A 14,078-nucleotide genomic window follows, 5' to 3' on the forward strand; every position below is an offset into this window, starting at 1 on the left:
AGAACCATGATGTTCGATTTCCAGGATCTGTTTCAGTGGGACCGCTTCATCACGCCCACGATCATCAAGACGTTCTACTGGCTGGTGATCGCAGTCATCGTGCTGTTCGGAATCTCCGGCGTCCTGTGGAGCCTCACGGCAATGGCAATCAGCCCGTTCGTCGGCTTCATTCAGCTGCTTGCGTCGATCGCCAGCATGTTCGTCGGCATCGTGTTCTCGCGCATTATCGCCGAGTTCATCCTGATCGTGTTCCGGATCAACGAACATCTCGGCGCGATCCGCGACCGCGACGGCGGCATGCACTGAGCCGTCCGGCCTCTGGCCGAGCCGTGGTTAATCCGAAGTAGTCGGCGCGCGCAAATGCCAGCGAAATTCCGGCCAGGATATTAAAGCCGCTCGCGTATCACCCCTGCATTGCCGAGACCAATGCGGGGGCGTCGTGACTTCCAGGACTGGTTTTATTGCCGGGAGGCCGGGCACAGCGCCGGGCTTCACGACTGAGGATATTCTGTGGGCTGTCGGCATCTGGTCGGTGATCCTGACCCTGGCGCCGGTGATCGTGTTCTATCTGTTGATGGTGGCGTAACGCCATCCATCGCGTCATTGCGAGGAGCGCGCGACAAAATTGCAAAGCAATTTTGCGCCGAAGCGACGAAGCAATCCATCGGTCGGTACGCGTGGACAAAAGGATTGCTTCGCGGAGCCTGTCATCGGGCGCGCGTTCGCGCGACCCGTTGGTTCGCAATGACAATGGCTCGCAATGACAATCACGCAAAAAACGCGCGGGTACCGCGCGTTCTTTCCAGTTCGAACCAGAGCGGCGTTGTTACGCCGCCTGCTTGTGCATTGCGCCCGACGCCGACGCCGTACCGCGGATCGCCTTGATCGAACGTTCGATCGCGGCCCACAGCCGGTTGATTTCGGCAGCGGCGCGGCCTTCCGCGTAATATTCGCGAGCGCCTTCACCCTGGCCGAGCGCCATCAGCAGATCGGCGCGGTTGGTGATCTGGCCGCTCCACACCGGTGCGCGGAACTTCGCCAGCGCCTCGCGCGCGATCGCGACGATGCGGCTTTCGGCACCGTCACGCTGCGCGGGCGCGCCGTTGATCACGACGGCATAGGGCTTGCGCATCGAGCGGCAGGTCTGGATGGTTTCCTGCACCGCATTGACGTCGAACACGCCGGGACGCGCCGGAATGATCACCATGGTGGCGTTCTTGATCGAGTCGTCGACCACGGCCGACAGGTTCGGCGGCGTGTCGATGAACACCCACTCGATGCCGTCGCGCTTGGCCTGCGCGATGATCCCGCTGACCGAATTCACCGCCGTCTTGATCGCGGGTTCGTTGGTGCCGCGCAGCTTGTGCCAGAGAGTGAGCGAACCCTGCGGATCGGCGTCGATCAGCAGACAGGGCTTCGTCGCCTTGTGCACTTGCGCGGCGAGGTGAGCAGCCAGGGTACTTTTTCCCGAGCCCCCCTTACGCGAAGCGAAAACAATCACGTTCATACGTTGGCCTCCAGATTGACCCCAGGAGGCGAAAATGAATCAGCACGCTGATTCGCGAAAGAAAAAACTTCTTGCAATCCGCAAAGCGGCCAAGATTACCGGTGCATTCTGCTTTTTGAGTCACACTGTAATTATGACACAACCGAAAATGGAAGCTAAGCGCTTGATTTGACTCAGGGCTGGCATTTTTCGGCAGTTTTGGCGCGCTCGCGCGCGATCCATTTGCGTTCGATCCAGCCAAGCAGTTGCGCGGTGGGCCTCTGCAGCAACGGAACGTCCTGCGCGAACAAAAGGAGTCCGAGCGGCAGCATCCAGAGTCCGAGCACCGGCAGGAAGCTGAAGATGCCGCCGATGATCAAGAGGATCGCGAGCGGAATCCGCACATGGCGTGACGACGGTTTGCGCAGCCACGCGACGAAGCGTGCCGGCTTCTCCGGAAGCTTGGCCTCGAACCAGGCGAAGTGCCGATCGATCTCCTGTCTGTCAAATTCGCTCACGCGCCTCACTCCATCCGTTCCGGAACGGATCCTGCAAGCAACACCAGTCCCAGAGATGATGCTGCGTGACAGCGTCACAAGGCGTCAGTCTGTCGCGCATGACGGTCTTGAAAAACGCAGCTGCGCGATCGCGCGAAGTCGCGTCGCGCTTCGGGGACGCTTGCGTGCGCGCGACGGGAACCAGATCAGTAGGTGGACTTCTTCGCCTTGTGCGATCTGGAGACCTTGCGCTTGGCAGGCCGCCGCTCCTCGCGCTCGCTCGCCTCACGCGGCTCGGGACCACCGCGGAAGAAGACGCGGCAGGCGGGCGAGAGCTGCGCCCTATTCCTGATCATGCAGGCCGTGATGCGGTCGACGTCGGGAATCTCGGGACCACAAAGCCGGAACGCATCCGGCGTACAGGCCTCCTGCTGGTCGGGGGTGTAGGCCTCGCCCCGGCCCGGCAGCAGCAGCGCCGCAACGGCGACCACGAGCATCAACGCAAACGAAAAACTCCTTGAACCGGCGATCCCCATGCATCCCCCCAAGGCAGCACCAAGCGTATACAAAAGGTGGCGTTTCCGAGAGTGTGAGTGAAGAAACGCAGAAGCGCAAGCAGGCGTGGTGACACGCTGCGGCCGGTTGGATTTTCGCGACCATTGCAAGTTGCTGACAGAAATTGCCAATTCACGGCGCCGTTGTGGCTGACTGGTATCGCTTCCTCCCAAGTCGGTCGCCGACACGAGCCGGCGCCACGCTTGTCAATTCTATTAAAGCGAGTATCGTGTCTTCATTGCTCGCAGATACCATAATTCAGTGGCAACCTGCCCGGCCGCGGTGGCTTGTTCCGCTCGCGCCTGGTTCTTGCATGGTGGCCCGGCCATTGCAGGAGCGTCACATTGTCCGAACCAATCGCATTCGTGATGACCGGCGTCCGCCCGGACGGAACGACCCGCGGCGCTCGCGCTCCAGCCCCGACCGCAACGGAGCATCTGAAAGACTCCGTGATTGTGACGGCGCAACGCGGCGCCGGTGACGCGACCATCAAGACCAAAGCTGCCCTTCCCGGAGAGGATATCGTCGTCATCGATATCGCAGGTGGGCCTTCGCTGTGGCTTCATCCCGAATCCGCGCGGGATCTGCTGCAATCGCAGCATGATCCGCTCGCACGCGAGGGAAGCGCGCTCGGTCCGGGAGAGGTGCGCGTGCCCGGCCGGCTGCAGTGGCGCCTTGAGGACACGGCACCGCTGTCGCGCGGCATCTTCGGCGACGTGCAGGTGGGAGCGCTCCATATCGTCAGCGGGATCGTCGAGGACAAGGCGGCCGCCTTCGTCGCCTCGAAGGTCGTCAAGTCGTTTGATTCACAGGTCGACCCCGGCGTCTATCGGCTGCAGCCTGACAAGCTCGAGCCGCTCAAGGGGCGCGACACGTCCGCGATCGCCGCTGACGACGGGGCGTCGCTGGTTCTGATCCACGGAACCTTCAGCCAGACGACCGGCACGTTCGGCAAGCTCTGGACCGAGCACCCGGAGCTGGTGGCTGCGCTGTTCAAGTCCTATGACAACAGGGTCTATGCCCTCGACCATCCGACGCTCGGGGCCAGCCCGATCGCCAATGCCATCACGCTCGCCGAAGCGGCGCCCAGGAAAGCACGACTTCACCTCCTGACGCATTCGCGCGGCGGACTGGTCGCCGAGGTGCTGGCACGCGTCTGCGCCAATCCGCGGCTGTCCGATCTGGACCTGTTCAAGGAGGATGGTTCGAGCGCAGCTGAGCTCAAGAGGCTCGCCGAGATCGTCTCGGACAAGAAGATTTCAATCGAGCGCGTGGTCCGCGTCGCATGCCCGGCGCGCGGCACGTTGCTCGCCTCCAAGCGGCTTGATGCCTATGTGTCGGTGCTGAAATGGGCGCTCGAGCTCGCCCAGATTCCGATTGCGCCGCAACTCGTCGACTTTCTCGGTGAGGTCGCCCGTCGCCGCGCGAACCCCGACGAGGTGCCCGGTCTTGCGGCACAGATTCCGGACTCTCCGCTGATCCGCTGGCTCCACTCGGCAACGAGCCCGATCAGCGGCGATCTGCGCGTGGTCGCCGGCGATCTCCAGGGCGACTCGGTGGTGTCCTGGGTCAAGGCGTTGCTGTCGGACGCCTTCTTCTGGACCGACAACGATCTGGTGGTGCAGACGCGATCGATGTATGGCGGCTCACCCCGGGAGAGGGACTCGACATTCGTTCTTGATCAGGGCGGCAAGGTCTCGCACTTCAACTATTTCAGCAACACCCAGACGGCATCGGCGGTGGTCGACGCCCTGACCAGGACGGGCAGCACGTCGCCCGACGGGTTCAGCGTGATCGGCCCGCTCTCCTGGGCCGGACAATCATCGAGCGGAGCTCGTGCGCGACTGCCCGTACGTCCCGCCAGCAAAGCGGCCGAACTGCCGGCGCTGTTCGTCCTGCCCGGAATTCTCGGCAGCAATCTCAAGATCGACGACGAGCGGATCTGGTTGGGGTGGCGCCTCGTCAACGGTCTCAAGCGGCTCACCTACGAACCCGGCAAGAAGGACGGTGTTGAACCCGATGACCCGATCGGGATCTATTACGACGATCTCGCGACCGCGATGTTCAGCGATCATGACGTCAAGCCATTCGCATTCGACTGGCGCCTGCCGATTGTGGCCGAAGCAAAACGGCTCGCGGAGGCGATCGCGGCTGCGCTCGACGCGCGCAAGACATCGCGGCAGCCAGTGCGGATCATCGCCCATTCGATGGGCGGACTGCTTGCGCGCGCCATGCAGCTCGTCGATCCCACGACCTGGAATCGGATGATACAATCCGACGGAGCGCGGATTCTCATGCTCGGAACGCCGAACGGCGGATCCTGGACGCCAATGCAGGTGCTGTCGGGCGACGACAGCTTCGGCAATCTCCTCATCAATGTCGGCGCGCCGTTCTCCAGCAACGAGACGCGTCAGTTGATCGCCGATTTCCCGGGATTCATTCAGCTCCAGGCCGGCCTGTTGGACGGGCTCGACAAGGAGAGCGCCTGGAGAGATCTCGCAAAATCCGATCTCGATGCCATCCGCGCGCGCAGCACGTGGCATAATCTGGCACTTCAGCTGGCTCAATTCCAATGGGGTATTCCGCCGCAAGCCGTGCTTGATGATGCCGCCGAGCTCCGTCGCAGGCTCGACAAGCAGCGCGACGAGGACCTCGTCGCCTGGGCCGACCGGCTGCTGCTGGTGGTCGGCAAGGCGCCGAGCACGCCGGCCGGCTACGAGAGCTCGAGCGACGGCGACCGAGGGCTCGCCTATCTCGACGTCGGCGACGGCGATGGCCGGGTCACGCTGGAAAGCGCGGAGCTTCCGGGAGTAGCGACCTGGCTTGCGGATTCCGATCACGGTTCGCTGCCGCGGTACAAGGTTGCATTCGAAGCCTATCGCGAGCTTCTGAACACCGGCAGCACGACGCGGCTCGCCCGGGTCTCCGCGACCGGCACCGCCCGGCAAAAGACCGCTGACACCGTCGGACCGGTCGCGCGAGCCCGTCCTGCCCGACTGCGGATGCGGCAATCGCCGCCGCAAAGCGAGCTCGACGTGCTGTCCTCGGCGGCAGCGCGCGCGCCGCAAGCCGCACCAGCTTCGACATCCCTGCGTATCGACGTCGTCAACGGCGATCTCACCTTTATCGCCGAACCCTTGCTGATCGGCCACTACCGGTCGTCGAGCCTCACCGGCGCGGAAGCGGCGATCGATCGTGTCCTCAATGGTGCGATGAGCGCATCGTTGCAGCGCGGTCTGTACGCCACCGGTCCGGGAACATTTCAGATCTTCCTGAATCTCAGCCGCGATCCCGTCAAGCTGATGCCGCTGCCGGCAGCAGTGATCGTCGCAGGTCTCGGCCCCGAAGGCGAATTGCGCGGCTCGGATCTCGTCGACACGGTCCGGCAGGCCGTGATCGGATGGTCGCAGCGTCTCACTGAACGCAGTCCGATCGCCACCGGATTTACGCTGGCGACCACGCTGCTGGGCAGCGGCGGCAGCGGCATCACGCCCGGGCAGGCCGCCCAGCTGATCGCCCAGGGCGTCCGTGAGGCCAATGAGCAGATCGCGGAAAAGGGCCCTGCAAACGCGCAGTGGCCGCGTGTCGACCGGCTCAAGATCATCGAACTCTATCTCGACCGCGCGAGCGACGCCTGGAATGCGCTGCAGACCCTCGCGATCTCGGCACCCGGCGCCTACACCGTCGCCCCGACCATTGCAGGCGAAGCCGGCGCACTGCGCCGGCCGCCGGAGGCCGGATATCGCGGTGCCGACTACGACTTCATCAGTGCGCTCGTCCTGAAGACCGAAGGCGACAGCCAGGAGATCGCTTACACCATCAACTCGAAACGGGCGCGCAACGACGTGCGCCCCCAGCCGATGCAAGTGCGGCTCATCAAGAACCTGGTGACCACCGCCTCCAACAACACCAACACCGACACGCAGATCGGCCGAACCTTGTTCACCCTGCTCCTGCCCCGCGATCTCGAGTCGTTCCTGGGCGGCAGCACGGCGACGGTGCTGGAGCTTGACCAAGGAACGGCCCCGATACCCTGGGAGGCCCTGGAGTCGCCGACGGCTTCGAACCGGCAGAAGCCATGGTCGATCCGGACCAAGCTGTTGCGCAAGCTGCGGATGACGACGCCCGACATCGCGGTGAACAGCGCCACGGCCGATGACGACATTCTTGTGATCGGCGACCCTGCCTGCGATCGAGCGAACTATCCGATCCTGCTGGGCGCCAGGCGCGAAGCCCTCGAGGTCGCGACGTTCCTGACCGCGGCCACGACATCTCCCGATAGCCGGACGTCCGCCGCAGCACGGGTGACATCCGTGATCAGCGGTCCCAACCCAAGTGATCCCGAACCCGACGCTACCGCCGTGCTCAATGCGGCCTGCAAGAAATCCTGGCGGATCATCCATGTCGCGGGCCATGGCGAACCGCCGACGGAGACCGACAAGGGCTTCGAGACAAGGGGCGTGGTGCTCTCGGGCGGTTCGTTCCTGGGAGCCAATGAAATCCAGGCGTTACGGGTCCAACCCGAGCTTGTGTTCGTGAATTGCTGCCATCTCGGGACCAGCGCGCCGAACGATCTGCTCGGGCCTACCAACTACAATCGCGCGCAATTTGCGTCGGGTGTCGCCCAGGCCCTTATCAAGAGTGGCGTCCGATGCGTGATCGCCGCCGGCTGGGCGGTGGACGATGAGGCTGCAAGCGTATTTGCCAAGGAGTTCTATCACGCGCTGCTCGGAGGCAAGCGCTTCATCGACGCGGTCGCATCTGCCAGGGAAGGTGCCTATGCCCGCGGCGGCAACACTTGGGCGGCCTATCAGTGCTACGGTGACCCCGACTGGCGATTCCGGCCTGCAACCGGCGATGCACAACGCCCGACTGCTCCGGGGCAGGAATTTTCCAGCATTGCCTCTGCCCCATCGCTGATCTTCGCGCTCGAGCAGATCGGGGTGGAAAGCGAGTACCAGCGCAAGTCTCCTGACATTCAGGCCGGACGCCTGCGCTATCTGGAAGCAACCTTCGGCCAGTATCGAGACCGCGGGGACGTCGCCGAGGCGTTCGGAAACGCGTGGATGAAATCGCGCCGCTTTGCGGAGGCGATCGAATGGTACGAGCGCGCGAGGGCGGCACAGGATGGAGCGGCGTCCCTGATCGCGATCGAGCAACTGGCCAATGCGAAGAGCCGCCAGGCCTTGAACAACATCAAGAACAATGCCGCCCCGTCGGCGACGGCCTTTAGCGAGGCGCGCGCGGCCATCAAGGATGCGATGGCGCTGCTCGACACGCTGCTGACCTTGGCGCGGACCTACGAGCGGGAAAGCCTTTACGGCTCCGGGTTCAAGCGACTGGCGATGCTCGAAGCCCTGGCCGGCGATCACTCCGCCGAAATGCAGGCGATCAATCGGATGTGGCAGCACTACAGCGCCGCGGAGACGATTGCCCGCGACACCAAGACGCGTCCGTTCTTTTACCCGGCGATGAACCGGATCGCAGCGCAATTGGTGCTCGCGAGGCCGCTCAAGACCAATGACATCACGGAGGTGCGCCAATCGATGTCATCCGTCGCGCCGGACTTCTGGTCGGTCGTCGGACAGACCGAACTCGACCTGTTCGAGTCGGTCGCAGCCGGCAGTCTTGCGCCGGACGTCGACCGCCTGATCGAGGACTTCCGGAAACACTACGCCCGCGTCAGCAACCCCACGATGTGGGGTTCCGTCCTCGACAACACTGAATTCGTGCTCGCCAGATACGTCGGGTCTGCGGGGCAGAACGAGAAGACTGCCGCCGACCGGCTCCTCGCTGAACTGAGGTTGCACGCGGGAAGCGAGCCACCGGCCGCAGCGGCGAAGCCGGGCGCTGCCAAGCGGCGAGCCAAGACCGCCAAACGTGCAGCGAAAGGGAAGCGGCGTCGCTGATCGAGACGGGCAACAGAGAGACGATCGGGTCCTGGCGATTGATCCGATTGGTACAGTTGGGTGGGCTCGAACCACCGACCTCCTGTTCCACAGACAGGCGCTCTAACCAACTGAGCTACAACTGCATCCTGGCGCGCGGCCCCGCAAAAAGGGGGGCGGCGATTTCGGCGGAAACTAGGTGCAACGCCGCGCTTTGGCAAGGCCGTAACACGCTGATTTCCGCTCTTATCTCGGGCCGTTCGACGGCCCTCGTCCAGCAAAAAGGCCCGGACCGCTTCGGCCCGGGCCTTCGCTCAAGTCCTGCGGGCCAAAGATCAGGCGGCCGGCTGCTGGGTGAACTTCGCGGCGCTGGCCTTGATCGGCTCGGCGGTCTCGCTGGCGACCTTCTGGCCGAGTTCGGCCAGTTCCTTGGCCTGCGCGGTGTAGGTCTCGAACTGCTTGCGGGCGTGCGAGGTCCACAGCTCGACGGCTTCGGTCGGCGACTTCACGGTGAACAGCTCCTGGGCGAAGTCGAGCGAGGAGGTGGTGTTGGCCTTGAAGAACTCGATCAGCTTGGCCGAATACGCAGTGGCTCCCTTGTTGATCGAGGTGAAGACGGCCTCGACGGTCGAGTTGTGGGTCTCGGCAGCGTCCTTGAACTTGGCGTAGCTGTCGCGAGCCTGCAGCACGCCCTTCTCGGCGAACGCGCGAACCTGCTCGGGAACCTCGAACGGGATGATCGAGGCGGAAAACGGATCGGACGGGTTGGTCATACGTGTAATCCTTCGCAACGGGTGACTAGATGGAACTAGATGTGACCATTGCGGACGTCCCGGAGCCAGCAGGCCGGGAGCGTTGAAATGGATCACGCTGCCTTGATTCACGGGAGTGCCCTTCGTCGGGCGCGCCTAATAAACACCCATATCATGTCAATTTTGTGCAACGCAACGTAAGATCGCGTGCGGCGCCACATTTTTTATAAGGCGGAATATAGGGTTACCGCGCCCGACCCGGGTTGGGCCTGCCGCGGCCGCCCCGGATCGGCGGCCCGGTCAGCTCTCTTCAGCTCAGCTCTTGGGCTTCACCGCATCCATCGCGGCACGGCTGACCGCCTGGCCCATTTCGCTGGCCTGCTCGGCGAGCGCGCGCATCTGGCCCTGCACATATTCGCTGTGCAGCCGCATCACCTCGGTGAGGTCCTTGGCCTTGAGCAGCGACTGGGCGTAGTTGAGCGACGACTGCACGTTCTTTTCGGCATAGGACAGCGCCTTGGCGGAGACGTCCTTGGCGCCGGCGCGCATCGTGGCGTTGCGCTCCTCGATCTTGCCGGCGGTATCCCGCGCGTTGGTCACGAACTGCTCGAACGCCTTGCGCGCCTGATCGAAGCTCGCCTCCGCCATCGACCGCATGTCCTTGGGAATCTCGAATTTGGGGATCTCGAAATGGTCACGCCCGTTGTCGCTCATGGTCGCTCTCCCTCGCTTGGTGATCGGCCCGCCGGTTGGCCCCGCAGGCGCCCGGCAGCTTATATCGGTACACTGCGATAGCAGGTGTGACGCGGCACCGCCCTGGTTCCGCTTCACGCTGTCACAGCAGGTTCTGCGGGACAACGCGAAACGGCTGTGGATCGTTCAGCCAAGTTAACGTTATCCAGCCTTTGGCGGGGGCACTCTCGCGGCGGACATGGACCTGCCGCTCCCCGCTTGCGATACTAACCTTCTGTTAAGGCTGTCGTCCTGCGGCTGCCGGCCTTCGGCAATGCGAGGAAGAAAGCCAAACCTATGCGGTCAAATCTTGCGTGATGAGTGACGCTGAATTCCAGATCCAGGCGCTCGGCGATGTGAGGCTGGCGGACCATGCGACGGCAGCCCTGCCGGCATGGCTGTGGTCGGCCGACGGCGCACGGATCCGCTGGGCCAATCCGGTCGGCGCGCAGGTATTCGGTGCCGCCAACGGCGCCGAATTGGCGAAGCGCACTTTCGGTCCGGCCGATCCGCATCGCCGCCAGGTCGCGCGGCTCGGCTCCAATCTTGGCGCGGGCGGCGCGGTGCGGCTGGAGCGGCTGCGCGGCTTCGGCGCGCCGCCCGGCATGCTGGCGACCTGCGGCTGCAGGCGCATCGAGCTATCCGACGGCAGCCACGGCATCCTGATGACCGCGTTCAATGCTGGCGGCCGCGGCATGCCGCTCGCCGAGCGCTTGCAGCGGCTGGTGCAGGGACTGGAGCGTCCGGCCGCCGCCTTCACCGGCGACGGATTGTTGATCGCAGCCAATGAGGCGGCGCGTTCGCTGCCCGGCCTGCACGATCTCAGCGAAGCCGGCCTCGATGCGGCGCGCGGCGAGGCACTGGCGCAGGGCCGCGCGGCGGCGAGCGTCGCGATCGGCCGCGTCGTGCTGCAGCGGATCGGCCACGGCGCCGATCGCGCGCTGATCGCGTTGATCAAGCCGGCGCCCGCTGTCGCGGCCAAACCCGCGGCGCCGATCATGCCTGAGCCGGTTGCGCCGGAGGTGGCTGCAACGGAAGCCGCCGCAGCCACGCCGCAGGAGGCTGCGGCCGTGGCGCCGGCACCTGCCATGGTCGAACCGCGAGTGGCGCATCACGAGGCAACGCATCACGAGACTCCTGCAGAGATCGATGCGGCGCCCGCGAGCTTCACGCTGTTCGATGCGCTGGACCCGCCGGCGGAAGAAACCACCGCAGTCGAGCCGGTGATCAGCGCGGCTGCATCCGGGACCTCGGACGTTGCGGCATCTCACGCGCCGGCGGAACCGACGCACGTCGAGACAGTGTCCGCCGAGACCACGCCGTTCGATACCACGCCCGACGAGAGCCCCGCCGTCGAGGAGCCGCTGTCGGAAGCGCTCATCGAGGAGCCAGCCGAAACGCATCCGGAGACCGCGCCCGATCTCGAACGGACGGCAAGCGCGCCGGCTCCGGAACCATCGGCGCCGCCGGCCGATGCCGCGCCCTCGCCCTATGCGATCGCGGATGCGCCCGCTGCGCCGCCCGCCGCCGAACCGGAGCCCGCGTCGCAGGCGCCGGTGCCGCCGCCATCCTGGCTCGACGAGCCCTTGCCGGTGCGGCGACATCCGCTGCGCTTCATGTGGCAGATGGACCACGAGGCCCGCTTCTCGCTCGGCTCCGACGAATTCACCCGCCTGATCGGCCTGCACACCGCGGCAGGCTTCGGCCGGCTCTGGAGCGATATCGCCGAGGCCTTCGGCCTCGATCCGGAGGGCCGCGTCCTCAAGGCGTTCGCCAGCCACGACACCTGGAGCGGCATCACGCTGCACTGGCCGGTCGATGGCGGCGGCCGGCTGCCGGTCGAATTGTCCGGCTTGCCGGTGTTCGACAGGAACCGGAATTTCGCCGGCTATCGCGGCTTTGGTGTGTGTCGCGACCTCGACGGCCTTGCGCGACTCGCTGCATTGCGCCGCTATGAGTTCTTCAGCGGCTCGATCGCGCCGCGATCGCTGTCCGCCGGTGTCACGCCGGCGCCACGCGTCGATGCGCCGCCCGGGCCCGCCGCGTTGCCGCCCGAAAATCCTCCGCCGCACGCGGAGCCGCCGCCCGATACGACCGCGAGTGCACCACCCGAGGAATTGACCGAACCAGTCGCAACAGAGCCTTCACACCAAGCCGATCCGGATCACGCCGTGGAAACGAACGAGGAAACGCACGACGTGCGTCACGACCCGCCACCGAATGTGGTGCCGTTCCGCCCCGCCGGCGACACCAGGCCGCCGTCGCTGACGCCGGTCGAGAACAACGCCTTCAACGAGCTCGCGCGGCAATTGTCGGCGCGGCTCGAGAGCGAGGCCGGCCTCACCGCGACGACGAACGAGAGCGCCCCGATCGCGCCGGTTGCCGAAGCGCCGCCCGCGCTCGAAGCGCTGCAGCAGGCCGACGTGCAGCCGGAGACGGTCGCGCAACCGGAGACGCCGGCCGACACGCCGAAGGCCGGCTGGCTCGCCGCCGCCGGGCCCGCGCCGAGCGCCTATTCCCGCCGCGACCGCGCGCTGCTCGATTTGCTGCCGGTCGGCATCCTGATCTACCGGCTCGACCGCCTGCTCTATGCCAACCACGCGTTCCTCGCGCGCATGGGCCATGACAGCCTGCACGCCCTGGAAGCCGCCGGCGGACTCGACGCGCTCTATGTCGAGCCCGGCGTCTCGCAGGCGAGCAGCACCTCCGGCACCGGCACGCCGGTGACGATCTCCGCCAACCAGAACGGCGACACCGAGCAGGTGTCCGCGGAGGCGCGGCTGCACACCATCACCTGGGACGACGATTCGGCACTGGCGCTGATCTTCTCGCGCACGCTCGACGAGGACACCGCGGTCGCGGCCGCGTCATCTGATCCGGAGCCGGAGGCAGCGGCCGCGGAGCCTGTGCTCGCGCCGGCGCCGCCGCAGGCCGGCCACGCCGACGCTGAGGAGCTCGGCGCCATCCTCGACACCGCGGCCGAGGGTATCATCATGTTCGATGCCGAGGGCCAGATCCATTCCTGCAACCGTAGCGCCGAGGCGCTGTTCGGCTATGACGGCGACGAGCTCGTCATGCACAATCTCGCCGACCTGTTCGCACCGGAGAGCCGGCACGGCATCTTCGACTATCTCGCGAGCGTGAAATCTTCCGGCGTCGCCAGCCTGCTCGACCATGGGCGCGAGACGCTCGGCCGCGTCCGCCAGGGCGGCATCATCCCGCTGTCGGTGACGATGGGCCGTACCCGCGCCGACGGCCCGAACTTCTTTGCCGTGTTCCGCGACCTGTCACAGACCAGGAAGAACGAGAGCGAACTGCGCGAGGCGCGGCGGCTCGCCGAACGTGCGGCCAACGCCAAGACCGACATGCTGGCGCGGATCAGCCACGAGCTGCGCACGCCGCTCAACGCCATTATCGGCTTCGCCGAGGTGATGATCGGCGAACGCTTCGGCACGCTCGGCAACGAGCGCTATGTCGAATACATGAAGGACATCCGCGCCTCCGGCGAGCGGGTGATCGCCATCGTCAACGACCTGCTGGATCTGTCGCGGATCGAGACCGGCAAGCTCGACCTCGCCTTCACCAGCCAGAACCTCAACGAGATGGTGGAGAGCTGCGTCGCGGTGATGCAGCCGCAGGCCAACCGCGAGCGCATCATCATCCGCACCTCGCTCGCGCACACCCTGCCGCCGGTCGTCGCCGATGCCCGCGCGTTGCGCCAGATCACGCTGAACCTGATCGGCAACTCGATCCATCTCGCCAATGCCGGCGGCCAGGTGATCGTCTCGACCGCGCTGTCGGATTTCGGCGAGGTGATGCTGCGGGTGCGCGACACCGGCCAGAGCCTCAACGACAACGAGGTCGCCGCGGCGCTGGAACCGTTCCGCGCGCCGACGCCGTCCGACCAGGCCGGCTCCGGCGGCGTCAGCCTGTCGCTGACCAAGGCGCTGGTCGAAGCCAACCGCGCCAAATTCCAGATCAGGACCGGCGGCCGCACCGGCACCCTGATCGAGGTGACCTTCGCCCACGCCGCCGCGACGGCGTGAGGAATACGCTATGCGACGTTCCGCGTAAGGGACGCACTGGCGGAAGGGCTCCCTCCCCCCTTGCGGGGGAGGGTTGGGGAGAGGGGTAGCCACACGGCACGGCCTCTTCATTCAACAAGCTT

10 protein-coding genes and 1 tRNA gene are annotated in these 14,078 nt (G+C 65.4%); 5 read left to right on the forward strand and 6 right to left on the reverse strand.

Annotated elements, in window-relative coordinates; all coding sequences use genetic code 11:
• Positions 1 to 9 precede the first annotated feature (9 nt).
• Positions 10 to 306 carry a DUF4282 domain-containing protein gene (locus JQ507_28090; GenBank protein ID QRI68732.1) on the forward strand — a complete coding sequence of 99 codons (297 nt, stop codon included), beginning with the start codon at positions 10 to 12 and terminating at the stop codon, positions 304 to 306.
• A 133-nt stretch (positions 307 to 439) separates the two neighbouring features.
• Entirely contained in the window at positions 440 to 586 is a 147-nt protein-coding gene (locus JQ507_28095; GenBank protein QRI68733.1) for a hypothetical protein, read from the forward strand.
• 240 nt (positions 587 to 826) lie between these two features.
• Here JQ507_28095 and JQ507_28100 read toward each other — a convergent pair whose 3' ends face one another.
• Positions 827 to 1,507, reverse strand: a complete 681-nt coding sequence (locus JQ507_28100) for a ParA family protein (protein QRI68734.1) — start codon at positions 1,505 to 1,507, stop codon at positions 827 to 829.
• A 34-nt stretch (positions 1,508 to 1,541) separates the two neighbouring features.
• Here JQ507_28100 and JQ507_28105 point away from each other — a divergent pair, with 34 nt between their 5' ends.
• Positions 1,542 to 1,679 (forward strand): hypothetical protein, encoded by a 138-nt coding sequence (locus tag JQ507_28105; protein ID QRI68735.1) that lies wholly within the window; start codon positions 1,542 to 1,544, stop codon positions 1,677 to 1,679.
• 1 nt (position 1,680) lies between these two features.
• Here the strand turns inward: JQ507_28105 and JQ507_28110 are convergent, their stop codons facing one another.
• Both JQ507_28110 and JQ507_28115 read right to left on the reverse strand, forming a co-directional pair.
• Positions 1,681 to 2,013, reverse strand: coding sequence for a hypothetical protein (locus JQ507_28110; protein ID QRI73546.1), 333 nt, complete (start codon positions 2,011 to 2,013; stop codon positions 1,681 to 1,683).
• A gap of 176 nt (positions 2,014 to 2,189) precedes the next feature.
• Entirely contained in the window at positions 2,190 to 2,480 is a 291-nt protein-coding gene (locus tag JQ507_28115) for a hypothetical protein (protein QRI73547.1), read from the reverse strand.
• Between the two features lie 402 nt (positions 2,481 to 2,882).
• Between JQ507_28115 and JQ507_28120 the strand changes: the two genes are divergently transcribed.
• Positions 2,883 to 8,447: a CHAT domain-containing protein gene (locus tag JQ507_28120; GenBank protein ID QRI68736.1), complete on the forward strand. Its 5,565-nt coding sequence runs from the start codon at positions 2,883 to 2,885 to the stop codon at positions 8,445 to 8,447.
• Positions 8,448 to 8,495: 48 nt separating this feature from the next.
• Here the strand turns inward: JQ507_28120 and JQ507_28125 are convergent.
• The 3 genes from JQ507_28125 to JQ507_28135 form a co-directional block, all read right to left on the reverse strand.
• Positions 8,496 to 8,572: transfer RNA gene (locus JQ507_28125), tRNA-His, on the reverse strand.
• A gap of 189 nt (positions 8,573 to 8,761) precedes the next feature.
• Positions 8,762 to 9,199 (reverse strand): phasin, encoded by a 438-nt coding sequence (locus JQ507_28130; protein ID QRI68737.1) that lies wholly within the window; start codon positions 9,197 to 9,199, stop codon positions 8,762 to 8,764.
• 294 nt (positions 9,200 to 9,493) lie between these two features.
• Complete coding sequence (locus JQ507_28135) at positions 9,494 to 9,892, reverse strand: phasin family protein (protein ID QRI68738.1); 399 nt, start codon at positions 9,890 to 9,892, stop codon at positions 9,494 to 9,496.
• Between the two features lie 335 nt (positions 9,893 to 10,227).
• On the opposite strand from JQ507_28135, the gene JQ507_28140 reads away from it, so the two are divergent.
• The gene (locus JQ507_28140) at positions 10,228 to 13,956 is read left to right on the forward strand and encodes a PAS domain-containing protein (protein ID QRI68739.1); all 3,729 of its coding nucleotides are present in this window, start codon (positions 10,228 to 10,230) and stop codon (positions 13,954 to 13,956) included.
• Positions 13,957 to 14,078 lie beyond the last annotated feature (122 nt).

This window comes from Bradyrhizobium sp. PSBB068 (genome assembly GCA_016839165.1).
In the GTDB taxonomy this organism is placed as follows: Bacteria; Pseudomonadota; Alphaproteobacteria; order Rhizobiales; family Xanthobacteraceae; genus Bradyrhizobium.

Excerpts from the sequence above, each read along its gene's own strand:
- JQ507_28130 (QRI68737.1), bottom strand. The coding sequence starts at position 9,199 with ATGACCAACCCGTCCGATCCGTTTTCCGCCTCGATCATCCCGTTCGAG.
- JQ507_28115 (QRI73547.1), bottom strand. The coding sequence starts at position 2,480 with ATGCTCGTGGTCGCCGTTGCGGCGCTGCTGCTGCCGGGCCGGGGCGAG.
- JQ507_28100 (QRI68734.1), bottom strand. The coding sequence starts at position 1,507 with ATGAACGTGATTGTTTTCGCTTCGCGTAAGGGGGGCTCGGGAAAAAGT.
- JQ507_28090 (QRI68732.1), top strand. The coding sequence starts at position 10 with ATGTTCGATTTCCAGGATCTGTTTCAGTGGGACCGCTTCATCACGCCC.
- JQ507_28105 (QRI68735.1), top strand. The coding sequence starts at position 1,542 with ATGAATCAGCACGCTGATTCGCGAAAGAAAAAACTTCTTGCAATCCGC.
- JQ507_28140 (QRI68739.1), top strand. The coding sequence starts at position 10,228 with ATGAGTGACGCTGAATTCCAGATCCAGGCGCTCGGCGATGTGAGGCTG.
- JQ507_28135 (QRI68738.1), bottom strand. The coding sequence starts at position 9,892 with ATGAGCGACAACGGGCGTGACCATTTCGAGATCCCCAAATTCGAGATT.